Raw genomic sequence first — 22,744 nt, forward strand, 5'->3', positions numbered from 1 at the left:
TTAATCGTTCTTAATCGTCACTAAATTCAGCACTGTCGTTACATATTTTTTGCAATGGAACTCATATCACAATCCCAGCCAGCGCCAATGCATCTATCAACTGCTCTTCGCAAAACGGCTTGGCAAGAAAGGCCAGTGCTCCGGCCGCCATCACTCTGGATACAATTTCTTGATCACCATGGGCGGACATGCACACCACCGCCGGATGCGAGTCGCTGGCGCGTAGATGACGTAAAACGTCCAGCCCTTGCATGCCCTGCATACGCAAATCGAGCAGGACACAGCTAGCCTGGGCGGCTTCAGCCGAGGCCAGGAACGCTTCCCCCGAAGCGAAACCGATGCTGTGACAGCCCAGGGATTTGAGCAGGTTGCCAAGGCTGCTGCGCATAGACACGTCGTCGTCGACAACGCAGATCAGAACCATAAGCTGAACTTCTTGGCCTTCAGGTAGTTAGAAAAGCAGCGTACGCGCAACAAGACGGAACGGGGATTGACTCTATGTATAGTTGTGCCGGTTGGCGTGACTCGTACAACTTTTGTACGAAAAACCCTCGCCCCTGGAATTATTCGACGGCATTCAGCCGATCGGCCATCTTCACCAGATCAATCAGGGTCCGCGCCTGCATCTTGGCCATTAAATGGCGCTTGTGAACTTTCGCGGTAATTTCACTGGTGCCCAGTTCATGGGCAATCTGCTTGATCATCTTGCCGGTGATCGCCAGGGCCATGACCTCCCGCTCACGAGGCGTCAGGGTTTCGAAACGGCGGCGGCAACCTTCGGTCTCCAGGCGCCGGATCAGGTTGTCGCGATCCTGCTCCAGGGCCTGGCCGATCAGATCCAGCAGGTAGTCGGGCTCGAAAGGTTTGGTCAGAAACTCATGGGCACCGGCCTTGATCGCCCGCACCGACATGGGGATGGTGCCGTAGCCGGTCATGAAGATGATCGGGAAATGCAGGCCCCGGCGCAGCAGTTCACTCTGGACATCGAAACCGCTGTCTGCGGCAAGATTGACGTCCAGCAGCAGGCAGGTCGGGCGTTCGATGAAGGTTTCCTGCAAAAAATCATGGGCCGAGGCAAAGCTCTTGCTGGCCAGATCGGCCGAACTGAGCAGGCGGGTCAGCGACGTACACATTGTCGGTTCGTCATCGACCACATAAACCACGGGTGTCGCACTCATAAATCGGTTATCCGTAAAACCGGCTACTGGCTGGTGGCCAGAATCCGTTGATGATGCAGGTGATAGATGTCGGGCAACGCCGCCTCGACAGCACCCACAGCCCGCAGGTCCCTTAGCGAAGCGCCGTTGCTGCGCACTGTCATTGTTTCAGGACTGCACGACAGCGGGACCTTGCCCGTGCGTTGCAGAATGCACAGCCGCGTCACGTCGAGCAAGCGATAGAACTTGAACGGCCCCTCGGCGGTAACCACCAGCAGCGATTTCAGGGCCAGACCGACGATACAGTCCATGACCTGAGTGCGGGAGATACCCGGCAATATGGCCACCTCGCAGGCCTGATACAGAGTGAAGCGCCCTTGCAGCTCGGCAATTCGGCGCAATACCGCCTTCTCATCGCTGCTGAGCAGACGGTAACTCCATTGCAGCGAAGCTTCCAGGCTCTGATGACGATCCGGCGCGGTGCGCAGACCGGCACCGAGCAGGTGCAGATGTTCCTGCAGGTTGCTCGCCAATTCAAACAGGCCCAGGGTCGAGGCCCGGGCAGCGGCCATTTCCAGAGCAAGGGGGATGCCATCAAGGCGGCGGCAGACTTCCCCGACCAGGGCCACGCTCTGATCATCGAGCGCCGCGCCGTCGTTCTGCGGGAAGAACCAGTCCAGGGCCCGCAGACGCTTGAGGAACAGTTGCGCCGAAGTGCTGCGCAGCACCGTCTGCCGATCAGCACCCTCCGGCGCCAGCGCCAGAGGCGGCACCACCATGCTGCGTTCGCCATTGATACGCAGAGACTCACGGCTGGTGGCCAGAAAAGTCGAGCCCGGGCAGGCCTGAATCAACTGTTCGACCAGGGCGGCTACCGCTTCGATGACGTGCTCGCAATTGTCGAGTATGACCAATCGGGGTTGGCGGTTGAGTTCATCAATAATCGCTTCCAACAACGAGGACGGCGCCGTGCAGCAGATGCCCAGGTTACATGCCAGAGCGTCGAGAACACGCTCGGGGCAGGTCAATTGCGCCAGGGAAACGAAGCTGACCGACCGGGTTTCTTCACGGGAACGGCGATGGGCCACCGCCACGGCCAGGGTAGTCTTGCCAATGCCACCGGCACCGACCAGCGTCAGCAACGCCGTGTCCTGCAGCGCCAGGCATACCTCATCGAGCAGCGTTTCACGCCCCACCAGCGGCGTGGCATAAGGCAAGCGCACCTGACATGCCGGCAGCGGCGGCTCAACCTCTTCGGTCTCACTGCCCTCCTCGGCCAGCATCAGCATGTAGCCGCGACCGGGAATGGTGCGGATCAGATCACGGTCAGCGCCCAGCGCCTTGCGCAAGGCCGAGATATGCACTTGCAGGTTGTTTTCCTCGACCACGGTGTCCGGCCAGACCCGTTGCAGGATTTCATCCTTGCTCACCAGACGGCCAGGACAGTTGACCAGCAGTTCAAGAATGTCGAACGCGCGAGTGCCGATACGCAGCGGCAGGCCGTTCTTGAAAAGGTCTCTCAGTTCAAGGGAGACATGGACTTGGCCGAGGCTGATCATTGATTTCACTCGTTCCCTAAGTAGTGACAGGTATCCTGCCGAACAGCGCCGACAGCGCCTGGATCGCTAGTTAATGGCTTTCAACACTGGCTTCATTAAGGCATCTAACCAGTTAAAATACCTGCCCGGTATTATCTATAGGGATAGCCCCCTAATACGCACAGGTAAAAACTAACTCTTTGGTTTAACCCGCGCGGGAACGCCCTTCGTGCAGCCGTCTGAACCGAGGCCTTTGCCTTTTGCGCAAGGCTACTTTGCAGCGCTTCGGGATACCCCTTGGCGGCCGGGTCATCTAAGGTGGCGTCCATTGGCGAGCAACCCCGCTGCCTCGCCCCTGACTTGAGCCCTTGCACATGACCCAGACAAGCACTGCATCCGTCGAAACACCGCCCCATACCCTGACCCGCGGCCTGGTGCTGCTGTTCGCGTTTTGCTGTGGCGCCATCGTCGCCAATATTTATTACGCCCAGCCCATCGTCGAGCTGATTGCCCCGGACATCGGGCTGTCAGCCCATAGCGCCAGCCTGATCGTGTCCCTGACTCAGATTGGTTACGCCCTCGGCCTGCTATTCCTGGTACCCCTGGCCGATCTGATCGAGAACCGCAAACTGATGCTGGCCACCGCCGTCGTGGCGACTGCCGCCCTGCTCAGCGCCGGCCTGGCCGAACACGCCAACCTCTTTCTCGGCATCTCCCTGCTGATTGGCCTGAGCTCGGTATCGGTGCAGATGCTGATCCCTTTGGCTGCGCATCTGGCACCTGAGCAGACCCGCGGACAAGTGGTCGGCAATATCATGGGCGGCCTGCTGCTCGGCATCCTGCTGGCCCGGCCGCTATCCAGCGTGGTGGCTGACCATTTCGGCTGGCGTGTGGTGTTTATGGGTGCAGCGGCGATCATGCTGGCGATTACCCTGGTGATGGCCCTGACCATTCCCGGCCGCACCCCGGACCACAAAGCCAGCTACGGGCAATTGCTCGGTTCGCTGTTTACCCTGTTACGCAAACACCCCCTGCTGCGCCAGCGTGCGCTGTATCAGGGGCTGCTGTTCGCCGCCTTCAGCCTGTTCTGGACCTCGGTGCCGATTGAGCTGGCGCGCCAGCACGGCCTGTCGCAAAGCCAGATCGCGATCTTCGCCCTGGTCGGTGCCATCGGCGCCATCGCTGCGCCCTTTGCCGGTCGCCTGGCAGATGCCGGACACACCCAGCGCGCCTCTCTGGTAGCAATGATCCTGGCACCGGTGGCGTTCCTGATCGGCCTGACATCGCCGGGCTATAGCGTGATCGGCCTGGCCGTCACAGGGATCCTCCTCGACTTTGCCGTACAACTGAACATGGTCCTGGGCCAACGCGCCGTCTACGCCCTCGACCCGGCCAGCCGCGGCCGTCTCAACGCGCTATATATGACCAGCATCTTCATTGGCGGCTCCATCGGCTCGGCCCTGGCCAGCAGCATCTACGAACAGGCCGGCTGGCATGGCGTGATCATGCTTGGCGCAGGCTTGCCCGCCATTGCCCTGGTGGTGTTCTTGATCGTTGAACGGGGCCTGAGCGTACGCGCCTGACCCTCGCCGCAAAAACAAAGCCCCCGACCTTGCGGTCGGGGGCTTTTTTTTGGTTTGCCATTGAAATCGTTGGAGCGCGGCTTGCCCGCGAAGCAATGGCTCAGTCTCAAAAGACCTATCAGCATTACCGGCCTCTTCTCGGGCAAGCAGCGCTCCAACGACAGCCACACGTTGCTTGAAGAAACGGACCTACCCCTCCAGCACCTTCTGCCAGCCACTCCTGGCCAATGGCAGATTCAGCAGCCGCTTGCCCGTGGCATCAGCCATCGCATTGCCTAACGCTGCAGCCATCGGTCCCTGAACGATCTCCGCTGCGCCCAGGAACGGTTGCCCCGGCTGATCGAGCAGATGCACCTCGACACTGCCCGGCACTGCCGGAAAGCGAATGATCGGGTAGCCGCTCCAGTCGAAGCTGCGTACCCCGGCCGGGTCGTACAGGACCTTTTCGTACAGGGTCCAGCTGGCCGACTGGACAATCCCGCCTTCCACCTGATTGCGCAGGCCGTCCGGGCTGACAATCTGTCCGCAATCCACCGCCGTCACCACCCGGTCGATGATCACTTCGCCGGTCTGGCGCTGCACATGCAGCTGCACGGCAATGGCGCAGTAACCCATGACGTTCTTGTAGCGGGCAAAGGCAAAGCCGATGCCACTGCCCGGCCCCGTCGCCTTGTGCGGCCAGCCAAAGGCGCTGGCGGCGCTCTTGACCACGGCAATGGCACGTGGATCGCTCAGGTGTTGCAGGCGAAACTGCACCGGATCGACACCGGCCCGGGCCGCCAACTCGTCCAGGGCACTTTCGATGGAAAACACGTTGATATGGGCCCCCAAAGAGCGCTGGGCCGATGTGCGAAATGGCATCGTCGTGACGAAATTCATGTCGATCTGCGTGTTGGCAATGTCGTACAGAGGTACGGCGTTGCGATCGCCGTCGCCTTCGGGCTGGGCAATCGGCACCGAAGGCGCCGGAATGAAGGGACTGGCCAGCAGCCACGCGGGCATCAGCCGCCCGGCATTGACGATACGTTCGTTATGGGGCGTGCTCCACAGCTCGTATTTCCAGTTGCGCACTTTGCCGGAAGCATCCAGGTCTGCTTCCACCTCGGTCAGCATCGCCGAGCTGTAGGGTTCCCAGAGATTTTCCTGTTCGCGCATCCATTGCACCCGCACCGGCTGACCCGGCAGCGCCATGGCCACCAGGGCGGCATCGGCTGCCGCATCGTCGGCACCGTTATGGCCGTAGCAGCCCGAGCCTTCGACATGGATACAACGCACTTTCGCCACCGCCAGCCCGAGCATCTCGGCAATTCCGGCACGCAGTGGATAGACCCCCTGGGTGTGGGTCCAGACCGTGAGCACATCGTCCTTGTACCAGGCCACCGAGCAGGATGGGCCGATGGAGCCGTGCATCAGGTATTGCTTGGTCACCCTGGCCCGATAGGCCTTGGACGACGGCGGTTCGAGACGGCCTTTGCTGCCCACCGGATAGTGCTTTTTCGGCAGGCGGGTCAGCAGCTCGTGGATATGGTTTTCGTCCGGCAAGGCATTGCCTTCGCTCCAGCGTGCCGAGGCATAGCCCTCGCGCATGGCTTTGACCGCCTGCCATTCATCTTTCGCTACCACGGCCAGGTAACTGCCATTGCGCACCAGTTTGACCACCCCCGGCAGTTTCTCCAGAGCGGACTGATCGATATCGATCAAGGTACTGCCGCGTCGAGGCGGGCGAATCACGCGGACATGCAGCATGCCCGGCAGGCGCATGTCCTGCACATAACTGGCGCCACCGCTGACCTTGGCGGGAATGTCCAGGCGCGGCAACGAATGTCCAATCAGCTTGAACTGCAGGGGCTCGGCAACCGGTGACTGGGCGCTGGCGTAACGGTGCAGATCGACCCCGGCAATGGCTTCGGTGTACGGCATGCTGCGGCCATCGCTGGCGTGGATCAGAGCGTCCCGGGTGCTCAGGCTGGCAGGGGCCAGTTGCCACTGACGAGCGGCGGACTCGATCAGCAACTGACGCACCTGCGCAGCAGCATTGAACAGCGCCGTTCCGCTGTCGAGGATAGTATGGCTGCCTGCGGTATAGCCCTCGTTGGGTGTCAGTGCGGTGTCGGCGGTGATGAAGTTGATCAGGCCGGGGCTGACGTCAAGACGCTCGGCGGCAACTTGCAGCAATGCCGTGCGCACGCCCGTGCCCAGCTCGACCTTGCCGGTATAAACCGTAATGCCGTGTTCCTTGTCGATCCGCACCCAGGCATCGAGAAAGGGTGTCGCACGCAGGCTGCCCGGCAGATTCGGGTCCAGTACCACGGTGCCCAGGGTATCCACCTCGGTATCGGCAAAGGCCTGACGCGCTCCCGGCACCATGGCAAAACCCACCACCAGGGCACCGCCGATGAGAAAGGAACGACGCCCCGGATCGACGGGCAGATCTTCTCTGCGAGTCATACCCGCACCCCGCTGGCGACCACGGACTGGATCGCTTCGATGATGCGCATATGGGTGCCGCAGCGACACAGATTGGGCGCCATGTGCTCGCGAATCTGTTGCTCATCCGGGTGGGGATTTTCCTGCAACAAGGACTGGGCGCGCATGATCATTCCGGCGATGCAGTAACCGCACTGGGCGGCCTGCTTGTCGATAAAGGCCTGCTGCAAGGGCCCCGGCGCCTGCTGGCTGCCCAGGGCTTCGACGGTACGGATACTGCGTCCGGCCGCCGCCGAGCACGGCAACAGGCAGGAAAACACCGGTTTGTCGCCGACCATGACGGTGCAGGCACCGCATTGGCCCAGGCCACAGCCGTATTTGGCGCCGTTGAGCTCCAGGTGGTTGCGCAAGGCGTAGAGCAGCGGCATATCCGGGTCGATATCCAGAGCGTGGTCGCGACCATTGACGTTCAGGGTGATCATTTCGCGTGTCCCTCTTGGCGCAGGCTACTGATGGTTTTGTCCAGATCGGCCCAGGGACGGGCGGAACAGGTTTGCTCACGCAGATACCCGGCAATCGCCGCTATCTGACTGTCGTTCAGGCTATTGGCGAAGGCCGGCATGTAGTGACTGGCGTCGCCCCGTGACAGGGGAATGCCGTCGAGCATGGTCTTGATCAGGTTGCGTGGACTGTCGGCACGCAGGGCAGACGACTGCTCAAGGCCAGGCCGACCATCGACCATGCGCATCGGCGCCGCCGGACCATGGCAACCGGCACAAGCGCCGGCAAATAACGTGGCTCCTTCACTTGTCGCCGCTACCGCTGGCTGAGCCTGCGCACAGGGTGGCGCCTTGGATGGGGCGGACGTGGGTTGCAGGCTGAGGATATAGTCGGCAATCGCCTGCACATCAGACGGCGGCAACTGCGCCAGGCTCAAGCTGACCGGCAACATCGGCCCGGCCGCCGCGCCATGACCTTCGGCGACCTTGCCGCGCAGGTAGGCTTGCAGTTGTTCGGCATTCCACGGATGGCTGCCGGCACCCAGACCGCGCAACGAGGGCGCATCCCAGCCATCGACAACGCCACCATTGAACAGCTCGCTGCCCTTCTCGCCACCGATGAAATTCAACGGTGAATGGCATGACGAGCAGTGTCCTGCGCCCTCTACCAGATAACGCCCGCGATTCCATTGCGGTGATTGTCCGGCCACGTCCTGCAACGGCGCACCGTGCAGAAACAACAGATTCCAGAACGCCACCAGCGGGCGGAAATTCATCGGAAACATCATCTGATTGGGCGGCGCATGGGCCTCGACCGGGTCGACGCTTGTCAGGAAGGCATAGGCATCGCTGATATCCCGGTCGGACATCCGGCTGTAATGCACATAGGGAAACGCCGGATAGAGCAAATGACCATCACGGGCGACGCCCTTGCGCATGGCGCGGATAAACGCCTCTTCCGGCCACAGGCCAATGCCGGTGGCAGGGTCCGGGGTGATATTAGTGGTGTAGAGGGTGCCGAATGGCGTCACCAACGGCAGGCCACCGGCCATATAGGCACCGCCGGGGCGGGTATGGCAAACCGCACAGTCGCCCTGCTCCACGACTCTGGCGCCGCGGCGGATGCTCTGCATATCCGTGCTGGCAACAGGTTGTGACAGCGGTGCAATCGCCGGACGCCACATCAGCGCGAAAGCAATCACCAGACCAACGACGACGAGCACAAGCCCGCCCTGAACAAGGGTTTTACGCCTCATGTACGCTCCTTGAAATGAGCACGCTCCGGGTGGAGGCGCGCAAACACTTCACGTTAGGGGGAGCCCTGGATTCAGAGAATGAGCCTGTGGCGCAACACTGATTTGCGCTCTGCACAATGTCCGTCCCGGGCCATGCCTTAACCTTAGAGTCCGTGCGTGTATCAGGCTTGAATGGTCGTGCTCAAAAGAGGTCAATGCGGCGCTCGACAACACTGAACACCGTACTGAAGGACGAGCTTATTCAAGCAGCGGCACTTTGGCCGCCCGCTGGTACGGGCCGTACTCCACTGGAATCCACTGGAAATGCTTATCCTGCTGACTGATATGGCCCATGCCGGGAAACGGCAGATGTGCAGCAGCCACCCAAATCTTGCTCTGGGCCGCCGCACTGAACACCTGCTCACGACTGGCAATGGCTTCCTTGCCGCTGGTATCGAAGCCGATTGAGACTTCCGGATGCTCGAACTGCACCGCCAGGTTATGGATCAGGTCGCCCATGAACAGAATGGTCTGGCCCTTGGAGGTGAATTGATAGGTGGTACTGCCCGGCGTGTGTCCGGCCTCCAGGGTGGTCTTCACCTCAGGCACCGGCGATTCGCCCGGTGTGAAGGTCTTGAAACGCGCCGCCGCGATATAGGGCGCGGTGGACTCCTGGGCGATCTTGAAGAAGCCCCGGGCCGCTTCCGGCACCTTGCTCATGGCATCAGGATCGAGCCAGTAATCGGCTTCCGGCTTGGCCGCATAGACTGTGGCGTTGGCGAAGATCGGCTTTTTCTGCGCATCCACCAGCCCGCAAACGTGATCCAGATGCAGGTGCGTCAACAAAATGGTATCGACCTGCTCCGGCTGATAACCCGCCGCGCGAATATTCGCCGATAGCCACCCGGCGGTTTCACCCATGCATTGCCCGGCGCCGGTATCCACCAGAATCAGATGCTCGCCGGTATTGATCAGGAAGGCGTTGAACGCAGTCTGCACGCCGGGGGAATCAATATCGCGACGGGCGAGCAACGCGCGAATCTTGCTCTGGGTCATGCCCTGGAGGAGCTTGGGCGACAGGTCGTTGTAACCATCGAACAGCGCGGTGACTTCATAATCGCCCACGGCCAGACGGTAATAGCCCGGCACCTGGGTTTTCTGCTGCGCCGGTGCCTGAGCCATGGCGGCACTGGAAGCCAGCAACAACGACAGGCCCAGAACACGAGCGATGGGAGAAAGGGATAACGGCATGGCGTCCTCGCACTTGGATTCATACGACACGCCGGGGTGGCGTGTGCATTGGCAGGAATCATGGGGTCGTGGGGACGGCGCGGGATTGAATGGCTGTGCTGGTTTTGCCGAACGGAACAGCGCACGAATTTGTGGGACCGGCTTCAGCCGGGAAGTCGTCGGCACAGATGATGCGTCTATCGGGCCTTTAGCATCGCATTCCCGGCTGAAGCCGGTCCCACTTTTGACTTGCGCGGCTACCCTATCCCAGCTCGATAAGGTGCTCCTTGAGAAACTCGATCAACGCCTGCACCGGCCGCGAACTCTGCCGGTGTTGCGGGTAGACCGCCGACAGCACCAGCGGCTCGGTGCGGTATTCGTCCAGCACCCGCACCAGGCGGCCATCCCTCAGTTGCTCACCGACGATAAACAGCGGCAGGTAGGTGATACCCAACCCGGCCACCGCCGCATCGCGCAACAGGTCGCCATTGTTGGCGCGCATGCGGCCGCACAGGTTGATGGTCAGCGGCTTGCCGTTGCGTTCAAAACGCCATTGCACTTGGCGGCTATGCCCGTAGGGCAGGCAATCGTGGTCCTTGAGGTCTTCCGGCACCTGGGGCGCACTGCGTGAAGCCAGGTAAACGGGGCTGCAGCAGTAGACCCGGTCGATCAAGGCGATACGCCGGGCAATCAGGGTCGAGTCTTCCAGCAGGCCGATGCGCAGGGCCAGGTCATAGCCCTCCCCTAGCAAATCCACCGAGCGGTCACTCAGATCCAGCTCTACGGAGACCTCGGGATAACGTTGCAGGAATAAAGGCAGCAGGCAGCCGAGATGAGCCATGGCAAAGGACAGCGGCGCACTCAGGCGAATAGTGCCTCGAGGCTGGGCGTTCTGCCCGGCAATGCTCTGCTCCGCCTGTTCCACCTCGGCGACCAGGCGCAAAGCCGACTCGTAGTAGGCCTGGCCCAGAGGCGTGACATCCAGGCGCCGGGTAGAGCGGTTAAGCAGGCGCACGCCCAGGCGATCTTCCAGTTGCATCAGACGGCGGCTGATGAACTGCTTGGACAGGCCCAACTGATCGGCCGCCGCCGTGAAACTGCCCGACTCCATGACCTGGGCAAAAATACGCATGTCTTCAAACTGGTTCATTGTCACGCTCAGGTGGACAGTCAAACGCCTTTCAGCGGATTTATCACATCATGGCATCCCATTAATCTGTGTCCATCGCGCTGCAACAGCCAGCGCAACAACCCAAACAGATTATTTGCTCACAAGGAATTGCCCATGAACATCTTCAAGAAAGCCGCCACCGTAACCGTACTGGCACTGGCCATCAACTCGGCCTTCGCTTCGACGCCGACCACCCAGGTCGAACACCAGACTCAGGTCTTCCTCAATGCTCTGAATTCCGGTGGCGGTCGCCCTCTTGAAGAACTCAGCCCTGCCGACGCCCGCGCCGTGCTTACCGGTGCGCAGAAATCGGTGAAGGTCGATGTGTCCGGCACTGAAGTCAGCGACCGCACCATCCAGGCCGATGGTCAGTCCATCGCCCTGAAAATCGTCCGTCCCGCCCACGTCAAAGGCAACCTGCCGGTGTTCATGTTCTTCCACGGCGGCGGCTGGGTGCTGGGCGACTACCCGACCCACGAACGCCTGATCCATGACCTGGTGGTGGGTTCCGGAGCGGTCGCGGTCTACGTCGGCTACACCCCGTCCCCGGAAGCGCACTACCCGACAGCGATCAACCAGGCTTACGCCGCCACTCGCTGGGTTGCCGAGCATGGCAAGGAAATCGGCGTCGACGGTACTCGTCTGGCCGTGGCTGGCAACAGCGTCGGCGGCAACATGGCGGCGGTAGTCGCCCTGATGGCCAAGGAACAACACACGCCAAACCTGCGCTTCCAGCTGCTGCTGTGGCCGGTGACCGACGCCAAATTCGACACGGCTTCCTATAACGAATTTGCCGATGGCCACTTCCTGACCAAAAACATGATGAAATGGTTCTGGGACAACTACACCACCGATGCCGGGCAAAGGGCGCAGATCCACGCCTCGCCATTGCAGGCAACGCTGGAACAACTCAAGGGCCTGCCACCGGCCATGGTGCAGACCGCCGGTGCCGATGTGCTGCGTGACGAAGGCGAGGCCTATGCCCGCAAGCTGGATGCAGCGGGTGTCGATGTCACAGCAGTGCGCTACAACGGTATGATCCATGACTACGGCCTGCTCAACCCCCTGAGCCAGATCCCCGAGGTCAAGGCGGCGATGCGGCAGGCAGCGGGCGAACTCAAAGCTCACTTGAACTAACAGCACGCAGGTAAAAGACAGCCCACAGTACGTGGGCTGTTCTGTATTTATCCTTCAGGAAGATCAACCATGTCGTTCATTCAAAGCTACCCGTTTGTTGCCAGCGTCATTGTCCTGTTGATCGACCTGTTGAGTTGGCAACTGCTGCCGTTCAAATACCGGATTTATAAAGTCGCGGCGCGCCTGGCGCTGTTCCTGGTCTATAGCGCCGTAATCGTCAGCGCTGGCATGAGCCCGCTGGACGCGGCGCCCTGGCCGGACGACGGGCCGCGTCACCTGGCCGCGATCGCGCTGAGTATCCTCTGGTGGCTGTTGGCTGCGCGCACCCTGACCGGCGTGCTCGGCATTCTCCTGACCCGCCGCATCGGCCATAGCGGTCGCCTTTTGCAGGAGGTCATGGGCGCGGTGATTTTCCTCATCGCTGCCGTGGCTGCGGCAGGCTACGTCCTGCAACTGCCGGTACAAGGCCTGCTCGCCACTTCGGGGGCCATGGCGATCATTGTCGGTCTGGCCTTGCAAAGCACCTTGAGTGACGTGTTTTCCGGCATCGTGCTTAATACCACCAAGCCCTATCAGGTTGACGACATGGTCAGCATCGACGGTGTCGAAGGCAAGGTGGTGGATATCGACTGGCGCGCCACCCACCTGCTCACCGGCACCGGCAGTACCGCTGTGGTGCCCAATTCGGTTGCGGCCAAGGCCAAGATCGTCAACCTCAGTCGCCCCAGCGATTGCTTCGGCATTTCCGTCACCATCATGGTCTCGCCCAATATCCGCCCGCGCCGTGTACTCGACGCCCTCGAACGCGCCCTGCAAGGCAGCCGCGAGTTGTTGCCGTCGCCCAAACCCAGGGCCATGGTCAAGGAAGCCAGCCCGACCACTATCGAATACAGCATCACCGGCTCGATCCGTTCCCTGGATAACAAGGTCGATGTGCGTAACCTGCTCTTCGACCTGGCTTACCGTCATCTGGAAGCCGCCGGCATCGCCTGGCAATCGGATATCAGCACCGATAACAGCATGTCGCGAGCGCGGGCGTTGCTGGAGGACGTGAAGATCTTCAAATCGGTCAACGCCGAAGAGAAGAACTATCTGGCACAGAATCTGGTGCCCCACGAATACGTCGCCGGGCAGGTGATCCTTGAAGCCGGTGAAGTCAGCGACAGCCTGCTGGTGATCGCTACCGGGGTGGTCTCGGCGACAGTCTCCGATGGCAGCCGCTCCGTGGAAGCCGGCCGCATGGGGCCGACCGAAGTCATGGGCGAGCAAAGCATTCTTGCCGACACCCCGTCCGACGCGAGCTTTACCGCCCTTACCTCCTGCGTGGTCTATCGCCTGGAAAAATCCGTGGTGCGCAGCGCCATGGAGCGCCAGGCGGAAATCACCCGGGCCCTGAAAAAACTCCAGGCCGTGCGCCAACACGGCAGCGAGAGCGTGTTGCTGCAAAAGCCCGCGGCCGTGCGCAAGGCTGGATTCCTCGGCTGGCTGAAGACCCGTTAGAGGTGCGCGACTTTCGGTGGACCGGCATTTGTGGGACCGGCTTTAGCCGGGTAGACGACATGACAGACGATAGAAATGTATCGTTTATACCGACGCTTCCCGGCTAAAAGCCAGTCCCGCAATCCTGTTTTTGCCGCGTTTATTTGGCGTCAAGCGCATGCTGCGCAGCCTGTTCGATCAGCGCCGCAACCTCTTTCGGATGGGACTCATACACGGCATGGCTGGCGCCATCGATTTCGATGGTGTGGGCATTGGCACGCTTGGCGTACATGCGTTCCAGATCCGGGTTGATGATGCGATCCGACTTGGCCACGGCGTACCAGCTTGGCTTGGTTTTCCAGGCGGCATGGGTCGCGGCAGTGGTGAACACCGAGGCCGAGGTCAATGCCTGGGCGTTGGCTTCGAACTCAGCCTGAGCCTTGGGCAGGTCCGCAGCGAAGTCAGCCGGGTAGAACGCCGGATCCAGATAGAGGAATCCATCGGAGGTCTTCTTCACCGCCTTGGTGGCATTGGGGAATTTCTTGCCGTTTTCGGCTTCGGTTTCACCTACATCCAGGGCGTGGGCGGCGATATACACCAGACCTGCGACGTGATCGTCAGTCCCGGCATCGGAAATCACCGCACCGCCGTAGCTATGCCCGACCAGAATGGTCGGGCCGTCCTGCATGGCCAGAATGCGCTTGACCGCCGTGACGTCCTCGGCAAAACCGGTCAGCGGATGCTGGGCAATGGAGACGTGGTAACCGTCTTTTTCCAGAATGTCATACACCGGCTTCCAGCCCGCACCGGTCACGAAGGCGCCGTGTACCAGCACGATGTTATGGATGGGCGCGGCCGGTGCGGCATGGGCCATACCGGCAGCGAGCAGGGTCAGGGATGCAGCGGCGAGAAGAGTGCGGGGGTTGAGCATTTTCATGAATTTCGTCTCGACAGGAGTAATGACTAAGGTCAGCCGATGTTGGCCAGTTGTGAGTCGGACGAACGCCGAAAGGGGTTATTCCACGCCGGTGCCGTTATTTTTTTGCGCCTTGCAGCTTGAAGGACTGCCGCCTTTGTTCATCCGAAGGTGATCAACCCTCGCGCCAACGCCGCACAGACGGCCTGTCGGCGATTGGTGGCACCGAGTTTGCGAATGGCATTGCCGATATGAAAGTTGATGGTCCGCTCCGAACACCCGAGGATGCAGCTTATTTCCCAGGTGGTTTTACCGGCGCCAGACCATTTCAACACTTCAAACTCTCGCATCGTCAGACCGCCGCGCAATTCATTCGGATGACTTAGATGTTTTCGCGCACCCTCCAACATAAAGGGAATGAGCATGAATAGTTTTCCGAAGGGACCATCGAGATCTTCATCAAACTCATAGCCCGGCTGTATGCATTGGACAACACTGAGTGATCCACTCATATCGTTGTAGCGCAGCGGAATACTGACGCCATGTACAAGGCCATGACGTTCGTAGGTACGCCAGAACCCCACAGATCCGCCACGCGCACGCCTGCGCGCCTGCCCCCAGAACAGCGGCACGAAATGGCGACGGCAATGCCTGAGTATCGGATCTACGACAACAAGGTTCTCATCCTTGTAACTACGCATCCAATCCATGGGATAGTTGGTGACGGTGTTATTGAAGGGATCATTGATCGTCGAAAAACCCGGATTCACCAGATAATGGTCATAACCGATTCGCTGTAACACTGTGCGCAAATGACTTTCCCAGTCGCGCTTATATGCCGTCCGAGCAAGCACAGAGAAGTCGTCCAACATCTCTTTATTCATTTTCAAGCCTATGGAGAATGACACACGAAGGTCACCCGTGCAGGCGGCGATGATAACGTGTTCTCCAAGTTGAAACGTAAGGTCGAGATGACCAACGAAGTAAGATTTTTCCTACATTAACGTATGAATTTACAATGCCAAATGCGCGAGCCATTCCCTATTCCAGTGGCCTGACTCGCAATTGCCGGACAGCAAAAAGCCCGGAAACCCGGGCTTTTTTCGAACCGTATCAACGGTCGTAATCAGTAGCGCTGATACTGCGAACCGAACTCGTGACGGTTTTCTGCGACCAGGACCTTGCCTTGTTCCAGGGACTGGCTGAAGGCCTTGTCACCGGTCTGGGCAACACGAACCTGCTTGCCGTCAGCGTGGACGCGGTCAACCAGACGCAAGCTGCTCGCGGCACTGGCCAGGGAAGGCTGGCTGGTTACGGTTTGTGGGCTGGCCATGGCTGCAGTAGCGGTCAGGACAGAAAGGGCAAATCCAAAGGCAATGGCACGTTTCATGATGTTTCTCCAAGAGGCTTGATGAAGTGGTGAGTCGCTAAGTGATGGGCCAAATCTACGGCCAAGCGCCCTTGATGAAAAACCACCCGCACGCATACCCATTATCGATAACACTGATCCCGCCCTCGAAAGGCTCTAGCCCGCTGATTGCGCGGCCATAGGCGGGTTGGTCATCCACTTAAGTCCAATTGGAAGATTCGCGCCATGGCGTTTTCCCGCTGCTCAACGCCGCATTGAGCTCTTGCTCTGCGGGAGACTGTCTATGATTCTTTAACACCTGCACAAAATGTCTATAAACGTTATGGGACCGGCTTTAGCCGGAAATACGCCTTCCCGGCTAAAGCCGGTCCCACAACGCGTACAGCCCCCAGGCAATCAATAACAAGGGCACGCCGCCCCTATACAAAGCCACACCGGAGAATGCCCATGAAGACCGTTGCCCAGCTCCTCAAGCTTAAAGCCCTGGACCATCAGCAAGTCCATACCATAGGCCCCGACCAGATGGTTCTGGAGGCATTGCAGTTGATGGCCGAGAAAAACATTGGCGCCTTGCCGGTGGTGCAAGGTAGCAAGGTCGTCGGCGTGGTCAGTGAGCGTGACTATGCGCGCAAGATGATTCTCAAGGGCCGCTCCTCCGTGGGCACGCCGATCAGCGCGATCATGAGCTCGCCGGTCATTACCGTCGACTCGGCCCAGAGCGTCGAGGCCTGCATGGCATTGATGACCGACAAGCACCTGCGCCATTTGCCGGTGGTGGACAACGGCCAATTGCTCGGACTGCTGTCCATCGGTGACCTGGTCAAGGAAGCGATCGACGAACAGGCCAGCCTGATCGCGCAGATGGAGCAATACATTCGCGGCGAATGACCTATCCCTGGCGCCGTAGTACCCGCACGAGCAAACGCGAAGGGCTCTGCGGCCCCAGATGCAGGCTGTTACGCGCCACTCGCCGTTGCGCAGCCTGCCCCTCCGGCTCACCGCTATTGGGGTTGACGTCGAAGTGCGGAAAATTGCTGCTGGCAATATCCAGGCGCAGGCGATGCCCCTGCTTGAACAGGTTGCAGGTGGCGAACGGCTCGATAGTGATCGCCACCTTGCGTCCCGGCTCCAACAGGCTCGGCTGCTGCCATGAGTCCCGGTAACGGCAGCGCAGGATGCCGTCGGTGATATTCATCGCATAGCCCTGGGGATAGTCGGCACTGGGCGGATAGACGTCCACCAGCTTGGCGGTGAAGTCCGTGTCCAGCCCATCGCTGTCGACCCACAACTGCACGGTCACGGGGCCGGCGACAATCAGGTCCTCGGCCAAAGGCTCGCTGTGAAAACTCAATACATCGTCCCGTTCGCTCAATGCCCGGCCGTCCCCCGAGGTGCCGAAGAACCCGGCGGTTTCACGCTGATCGAAGGCGCCGCCGGCGAAGATCGGTGCGCCGGAGGTCAACGCGCCGCCGATGGTGGGCACCGGGTTATCGGGGTCACTGTGATAGCTCAGCACGGCATCAAACACCGGCGTGGACGTTTCCAGGCCAAGACCGGGTTGCAGGTAGAAGGCGACTTCCTCGCTCTCCGGCAACGGCCATTGCGTAGCCTCGATCCACTGCCCGCCATGCTCCAGACGACCTTGCGCATCACGCCGTCCCGTGCCGCCGCCCATGACGAACAGCTGCACCGCCGGGCCATGCTCTACGCCAGCCTCGCCCTTGAGATGCTGCTCGAACCACTTCAGGCGACAGGCCAGCCAATCGCTGTCCAGATGTCCGTCGAAAGCCGCCGCCGGGCCAAACTCGGCGTTGCCGCTATGGGTGATATTGCGATCACCGTGCAGCCAGGGGCCCATGATCAACCGCTGCGGCGCCTTGCGCCCGTTCCGGAAGGCGGCGTAATTGGCCAGGGTCGAGCTGACATAAGCGTCGTACCAGCTGGACATGAACAGCACCGGAATATCAGGAATCCGCGAGTAATGCCCCTCGGCATAAATGCCCAGTTGCTGCCAGTACTCATCGAAACGTCCCCGGGACCATTGCTCCAGCAGATAGCCCTCGTACTCCGGCAGATGGCGCAGAGGTGACTGCCCGTCGCCCCACGGCATGCGCTTGAACCAGGCGTGGATATCCTCATCCTGCAGTGCTTGCAAGATGGCAGGGTCGGCCTTGGCCGCCGGACTTTCCATGGCCCGGCGATAAGCCCAGGTCGCCTGCTTGAGTTCGAACGCGCCGCCCTGGCGCACACCACACTGATAGGCGTTATAGAAGCCGCCTGAGTCCAGCACCATGGTGGTCAGCCCCGGTGGGTTGAGGCAGGCCATGGCCAGTTGCGTATGGGCCGCGTAGGACAGGCCCATGCTCCCGACCCGGCCATCGCACCAAGGCTGCTCGATGATCCAGGCCAGGGTGTCGTAGCCATCCTCGCCCTCATTGATGTACTTGGTGAAGGTGCCTTGGGAGCCATGGCGCCCTCGACAATCCTGGAAGATCACGGCGAAACCGGCCTGGGTGAAGGCGGCCGCCATTTCCTCGCGACTCAGGTGATGCCCATCAAAGCGCTTTTCCGAGCGCGATGGCTGGCTCTTGTCGTAGGGCGTGCGTTCGATAATCACCGGCCACGGCCCCTGCTGATGGGCAGGCAGGTAGATGTCGGTCGCCAGGTGCACGCCATCACGCATGCACACGGCGACGTCGCGCAGTACCGTCATGGCTGCGCCGGTCGAATTGAAAATCGTCATGGGAAAACCTTGCAGGAAATGAAGTTCAGTAGCCAATCAGTACAGCGAGCATCAATAAGGCGATGGCGATCACCGAGAACACCAGCATCAACGGCAGAATCATCCGCGCCCACTGCCCCCAGCCAACCTGAGCAGCGGCAAGCAATACCAGAAGGCCGCTTGAGGTCGGACTGATCATGTTGGTCAGGCCATGGCCAAGCAGAAAGGCGTAGACCGTGGTCTGGGGTGTGACCCCGGACAGTTGCGCCAGCGGACCGAAGATCGGCATGGTCACTGCCGCCTGCCCTGAGGTGGACGGGATCAGCAATTCCAGCAGTAACTGGCTGAAGAACATGCCCAGGGCCGAGACAAACGGGCCATGACTGCCGATCAGTTGCGCCAGCCAGTTGACGATGCTGTCCAGCACATCGCCGGTGGCGAGGATGATCTGCACTGCGGTGGCCAGGCCTATCATCACCCCGGCGATCAGTACTTTCTGCATGCCTTCGATAAAGGCATTGGCCGCATCGCTGGGACGCAGGCCGGCCACCGCCGCAAACAACATGCCCAAGGCCAGGTAATAGGCCGACAGCGCCGGATAATGCCAATGCCAGTTATTTGAGGCGTAGATCAGAAAGCCGATACCGGCGGCCAACAGCAACAGATTCAAGGCTTGGCGTACCGTCAGGCGACCGCCTTCGAATTGCTCGGCCACGGCCCGGTTGAAGCCGTAGCGGCGCAACAGCAGAAACATGAAGCCGGTGCCCACAATCAGCAGAATCACATAGGCCAGCAGGCGCATGCCCATGCCACTGAACACCGGCAAACCGACAATGGGCTGGGCCACCGACAAGGCCACCGGACTGGTCACCGAGGCGAGATAACCGATTTTCAACGGCACCACCACCAACGCCAGGCCGACAATATTCGGCAGGCCCATGCGATTGGCCAGGGCCACCATCAGCGGCACTATGACAATGTATTCCTTGGCCATGCCCATAAAAGTGCTGCCCGCCGAAAACGCCAGCATCAGGCACGGTACCAGCACGTAGACATTGCCCTTGGTCGCGCCCAACAAGCGCTCAAGCCCCGCCGTGATGGTGCCGGTGCGACTGAGAATGCCGAGCATGCCGCCGATGAACAGCACCATGAAGATCAGCCCGACACTTTTCTCGATACCCTGGGGAATGGCGAGAAAAGCCTCGGTCAGGCTCACCGGGCGAGCCGCCCTGTCCTCGGGTTTGCGCTCTGCCGTCGACCATAGTTGAGCCGGGGAAGCGTCTTTTTCCAGGGTCTGGTAGGAACCGGGCACTACCAGAATGCCCTTTCTTTGGTATTCACCCGAGGTCACGACATAGGTCATGAACATGGCCAGGAATACGATCACCAGGAGGATGATCGCCGGGTTCAACTGACGGTGTTCCACTTGGCGTTTGGGCGTATCGACGCTGCCGACCGGCAACGCAGGATTCAGGGATTCATTCATGTTTGGCGCTCTGGCAAATGTTGGAGTGGAGCTGGCCCGGCGCAGACAACGCGCCCGGACCGATCAACGGCAGACACATACAAATGCGCCGCAGAACAGCGCCAGAACGACCTGGGTAACACATGCAAATAGCGACATGACAGGCTCTCGTCTTGTTCTTGTTGGTATTCGCCTGCTGCACTTTTTTTCACGGCGCAGAGCAGGCGATGGAGAACTTAAGACAACCGCACGGGGGTGCACAACGTTATGCGTAAAGCGGGTAAGGCTAGTTGTTTTGTGGGGTTTCCAGGGCAGTGGCGCAGGCTTCACGCAACTGCGCAACGATGAAGTCCGCGAAGTGTTCCAGCATCAGCGAACGCGGCTGAGCACTGCGAAAAATCAGGCCGAAGGCATGGGGCAGGCTCGGTACAAACGGCCGGGTAACTATGGGCAGATCGCGAAAATGGCTGACCAGGAACTCGTTGACGATGGACACGCCCATGCCCTCGGCGACAAAGGCGCAGGCGGCGCTGACCGAGTGCACCTCGACCCGCACCTGCGGTGCAACCCGGGCGCCGCGCATCAACAGATCCAGCTCGGCACGCAAGGTGCGCTGGCGGCCAAGCATCACCAGGGGCACACCGCGCAGGTCAGTGATATCGATCACCTCCTTGGCTGCCAATGGATGCCCCACCGGCAACACGCAGACGCCGTTGGCCTCCACCACCGGCACCACGTCCAGCCCGTCCAGTTCGGTGGGCAGACGGACCAGGGCCAGATCCGCCGAATGCTCCAGTACGGCTCTTTCGAGATAGCTGTTGGAGCCAGTGAGTAACTCCACCACCACCTCTTCGCGCTCCCGCAGATAACGTGATACCAGTCGCGGAATCAGCTGCTGGGTCATGCTCGGCGGCACGCCCAGCTTGAGCAGGGTCTTGCGCGAGCGGCCCAGACGCAACTGGTCGGCCATGCGTTGTACACGCTGCATGCCATCGATCACGCCAGTGATATCTGCCAAGAGCTCTTCGGCCTCCGGCGTTGCCGTCAGGCGTCCGTTGCGGCGCAGGAACAAGGCCACGCCAAGGCTGTCTTCGAGCTGGCCGAGCAGGCGGCTGACCGCCGATTGCGACAACTCCATATGCGCCGCCGCGCCAATAGTCGACCCCGTCGCCATGATCGCCTTGAAGGCTTCCAACTGTTTGAAATTCAAAACCTTTTCGCTCGCCATTGCACCCCCGCCAAACCGCTGAAAACTGCCTTTTCGCATAGCCCGATGCGCCCCGCGCATAACGTTGTAAGGACTTTTGCGAGCCGCTAGTGTCCGCCGCAAAGCAACCTGGCGTCCAGTTTCACGACTGCCTGAGACCGGGGCTTTTCTCACTTTTCCGCTGCCATAAAAACCCCTATCCCGTAGAGGACAGCGCCATGCGATACCTGTTTGCGACTTCACTGATTGCCTGTTCGAGCCTCGTCCCGGTCATGAGCAACGAGGCCCGCGCCGAGGGCTTTTTCAGTGACTCCCATGGCTCTTTGGAGCTGCATAACTACTACTTCAACGATGGTTATCGTGATGGCGGGGATGACCGCAAGGAGTGGGCCCAGGGCCTGCTGCTCGATGTGCAGTCGGGCTTTACGCCCGGCCCGGTGGGCTTCGGGGTCGACGCCCTGGGCTTGCTCGGCATCAAGCTCGACTCCAGCCCTACCCACAACGACACCGGGCTGCTGCCGATCCATGACGATGGCCGCGCCGCCGACGAATACGGTTCCCTGGGCCTGACCGCAAAGATTCGTTACGGCGATGCGCTGATCAAGAGCGGCACCCTGCTGACCAGGATCCCGGTACTGGTGTTCAACGATGGTCGCCTGGTGCCGCAGACCTTCCGTGGCACCCAGATCGAATACACCGGAGTCGACAATCTCTATCTGCATGCCGGGCACATCGACAAGAACAAAGTGCGCAACTCAACGGATAGCGTGGACATGACGCCCACTGGTTACTCCGGCGATCAGGGCACCGATTTCGACTTTGCCGGGGCCACCTACAAGCTCACCCCGAACCTGAGCCTGACCGGCTACCACGGTGAGATGCGCGATTTCTACCGGCAGGAATTTATCGGCGCGGTGCACAAATGGAATATTGGCGCGGGCAGCCTGACCACCGACCTGCGTTACTTCAGCAGTGCCGATAGTGGCCGGGCCATTGCTGGCCGGGTCGATGCCGACATGTTCAGCGGCCTGCTCACCTGGCGCCAGGGCGGTAGCGCCGTGGGCTTCGGCTATCAGAAGCTCCATGGCGACACCGCCCTGCCCTATGTCACCGGTGGCTCGGTGTATTCGTTCAGCAACGCCAGCGTCGGCAAGTTCATCCAGGCCGGAGAGAAGACCTGGATGGCCCGCTACGACTATGATTTCGCCGCCATTGGCGTGCCCGGTCTGACCTTCATGACTCGCTACTACAAGGGCGACGATGGCCTCTACAAAAACCGCCAGGCCCGGGAACACGAGACCAATACCAGCCTGAAGTACGTGATCCAGGATGGCTATTTCAAAGGTCTGGGCACCCAGTTCAGCCACGCCATTTCGCGCTCGACCTATTCTGACGACAGGGATAATTACCGGATCTACCTGACCTATGAGATTGCGCTTTGGTGAATGAAGGTCTCTTGCATTTACAACCGGCTTCTACAGGTTGGCGTGACCTGTGGGGCCGAGGCTTATCCGCAAAGAACTATTACGCGATACCTCTGACACACTGCGTCAGTTGATGCGCGGCGTGCAGCGGTCCGACAAGCCCCCCAACAGGCGTATATTGTTC

General features: G+C 60.4%; 19 protein-coding genes. 5 read left to right on the forward strand and 14 right to left on the reverse strand.

Annotated features, from left to right (window positions below; all coding sequences use genetic code 11):
• Positions 1-61: 61 nt before the first annotated feature.
• The 3 genes from ACCD02_RS18030 to ACCD02_RS18040 all read right to left on the reverse strand — a co-directional run bounded on the left by ACCD02_RS18030 (position 62) and on the right by ACCD02_RS18040 (position 2,716).
• On the reverse strand, positions 62-424 hold the full coding sequence (locus tag ACCD02_RS18030) for a response regulator transcription factor (RefSeq protein ID WP_413304528.1): 363 nt from the start codon (positions 422-424) through the stop codon (positions 62-64).
• A 139-nt stretch (positions 425-563) separates the two neighbouring features.
• Positions 564-1,178, reverse strand: coding sequence for a response regulator transcription factor (locus ACCD02_RS18035; RefSeq protein WP_413304531.1), 615 nt, complete (start codon positions 1,176-1,178; stop codon positions 564-566).
• Between the two features lie 23 nt (positions 1,179-1,201).
• Complete coding sequence (locus ACCD02_RS18040; RefSeq protein ID WP_413304534.1) at positions 1,202-2,716, reverse strand: ATP-binding protein; 1,515 nt, start codon at positions 2,714-2,716, stop codon at positions 1,202-1,204.
• A gap of 353 nt (positions 2,717-3,069) precedes the next feature.
• On the opposite strand from ACCD02_RS18040, the gene ACCD02_RS18045 reads away from it, so the two are divergent.
• Positions 3,070-4,278: an MFS transporter gene (locus ACCD02_RS18045; RefSeq protein ID WP_413304537.1), complete on the forward strand. Its 1,209-nt coding sequence runs from the start codon at positions 3,070-3,072 to the stop codon at positions 4,276-4,278.
• Positions 4,279-4,467: 189 nt separating this feature from the next.
• On the opposite strand, the gene ACCD02_RS18050 is transcribed toward ACCD02_RS18045, so the two are convergent.
• The 5 genes from ACCD02_RS18050 to ACCD02_RS18070 form a co-directional block, all read right to left on the reverse strand.
• The gene (locus tag ACCD02_RS18050; RefSeq protein WP_413304540.1) at positions 4,468-6,726 is read right to left on the reverse strand and encodes a molybdopterin cofactor-binding domain-containing protein; all 2,259 of its coding nucleotides are present in this window, start codon (positions 6,724-6,726) and stop codon (positions 4,468-4,470) included.
• Entirely contained in the window at positions 6,723-7,187 is a 465-nt protein-coding gene (locus tag ACCD02_RS18055; RefSeq protein ID WP_413304543.1) for a (2Fe-2S)-binding protein, read from the reverse strand. Before ACCD02_RS18055 ends, ACCD02_RS18050 begins: the two co-directional genes overlap by 4 nt.
• A complete protein-coding gene (locus tag ACCD02_RS18060) occupies positions 7,184-8,461 on the reverse strand; it encodes a c-type cytochrome (protein ID WP_413304546.1) in 1,278 nt (425 codons plus the stop codon). The genes ACCD02_RS18055 and ACCD02_RS18060 overlap by 4 nt, the downstream gene beginning before the upstream one ends.
• A 237-nt stretch (positions 8,462-8,698) precedes the next feature.
• Complete coding sequence (locus tag ACCD02_RS18065; RefSeq protein WP_413304549.1) at positions 8,699-9,691, reverse strand: MBL fold metallo-hydrolase; 993 nt, start codon at positions 9,689-9,691, stop codon at positions 8,699-8,701.
• A 241-nt stretch (positions 9,692-9,932) separates the two neighbouring features.
• A complete protein-coding gene (locus ACCD02_RS18070; protein ID WP_413304552.1) occupies positions 9,933-10,820 on the reverse strand; it encodes a LysR family transcriptional regulator in 888 nt (295 codons plus the stop codon).
• Positions 10,821-10,955: 135 nt separating this feature from the next.
• Here ACCD02_RS18070 and ACCD02_RS18075 point away from each other — a divergent pair, with 135 nt between their 5' ends.
• Both ACCD02_RS18075 and ACCD02_RS18080 read left to right on the forward strand, forming a co-directional pair.
• Positions 10,956-11,978: an alpha/beta hydrolase fold domain-containing protein gene (locus tag ACCD02_RS18075; RefSeq protein WP_413304555.1), complete on the forward strand. Its 1,023-nt coding sequence runs from the start codon at positions 10,956-10,958 to the stop codon at positions 11,976-11,978.
• Positions 11,979-12,047: 69 nt separating this feature from the next.
• Complete coding sequence (locus ACCD02_RS18080) at positions 12,048-13,478, forward strand: mechanosensitive ion channel domain-containing protein (protein WP_413304558.1); 1,431 nt, start codon at positions 12,048-12,050, stop codon at positions 13,476-13,478.
• A gap of 139 nt (positions 13,479-13,617) precedes the next feature.
• Here the strand turns inward: ACCD02_RS18080 and ACCD02_RS18085 are convergent, their stop codons facing one another.
• The 3 genes from ACCD02_RS18085 to ACCD02_RS18095 all read right to left on the reverse strand — a co-directional run bounded on the left by ACCD02_RS18085 (position 13,618) and on the right by ACCD02_RS18095 (position 15,763).
• Complete coding sequence (locus tag ACCD02_RS18085; protein ID WP_413304561.1) at positions 13,618-14,394, reverse strand: alpha/beta hydrolase; 777 nt, start codon at positions 14,392-14,394, stop codon at positions 13,618-13,620.
• 140 nt (positions 14,395-14,534) lie between these two features.
• Positions 14,535-15,257, reverse strand: coding sequence for an autoinducer binding domain-containing protein (locus ACCD02_RS18090; RefSeq protein ID WP_413304563.1), 723 nt, complete (start codon positions 15,255-15,257; stop codon positions 14,535-14,537).
• Positions 15,258-15,499: 242 nt separating this feature from the next.
• A complete protein-coding gene (locus ACCD02_RS18095; protein WP_413304566.1) occupies positions 15,500-15,763 on the reverse strand; it encodes a hypothetical protein in 264 nt (87 codons plus the stop codon).
• 426 nt (positions 15,764-16,189) lie between these two features.
• Between ACCD02_RS18095 and ACCD02_RS18100 the strand changes: the two genes are divergently transcribed.
• Positions 16,190-16,630, forward strand: a complete 441-nt coding sequence (locus ACCD02_RS18100) for a CBS domain-containing protein (RefSeq protein WP_413304569.1) — start codon at positions 16,190-16,192, stop codon at positions 16,628-16,630.
• Between the two features lies 1 nt (position 16,631).
• Here the strand turns inward: ACCD02_RS18100 and ACCD02_RS18105 are convergent, their stop codons facing one another.
• From ACCD02_RS18105 to ACCD02_RS18115, 3 genes are all read right to left on the reverse strand, one after another.
• Positions 16,632-18,455, reverse strand: a complete 1,824-nt coding sequence (locus tag ACCD02_RS18105; RefSeq protein WP_413304793.1) for a CocE/NonD family hydrolase — start codon at positions 18,453-18,455, stop codon at positions 16,632-16,634.
• Between the two features lie 55 nt (positions 18,456-18,510).
• The gene (locus tag ACCD02_RS18110) at positions 18,511-19,950 is read right to left on the reverse strand and encodes a YfcC family protein (protein ID WP_413304572.1); all 1,440 of its coding nucleotides are present in this window, start codon (positions 19,948-19,950) and stop codon (positions 18,511-18,513) included.
• Between the two features lie 265 nt (positions 19,951-20,215).
• Complete coding sequence (locus tag ACCD02_RS18115) at positions 20,216-21,157, reverse strand: LysR family transcriptional regulator (RefSeq protein ID WP_413304575.1); 942 nt, start codon at positions 21,155-21,157, stop codon at positions 20,216-20,218.
• Between the two features lie 197 nt (positions 21,158-21,354).
• Here ACCD02_RS18115 and ACCD02_RS18120 point away from each other — a divergent pair, with 197 nt between their 5' ends.
• Positions 21,355-22,581 carry an OprD family porin gene (locus ACCD02_RS18120; RefSeq protein WP_413304577.1) on the forward strand — a complete coding sequence of 409 codons (1,227 nt, stop codon included), beginning with the start codon at positions 21,355-21,357 and terminating at the stop codon, positions 22,579-22,581.
• Positions 22,582-22,744 lie beyond the last annotated feature (163 nt).

Origin of the sequence: Pseudomonas sp. Pseusp88 (assembly GCF_047303955.1) — a bacterium.
In the GTDB taxonomy this organism is placed as follows: domain Bacteria; phylum Pseudomonadota; class Gammaproteobacteria; order Pseudomonadales; family Pseudomonadaceae; genus Aquipseudomonas.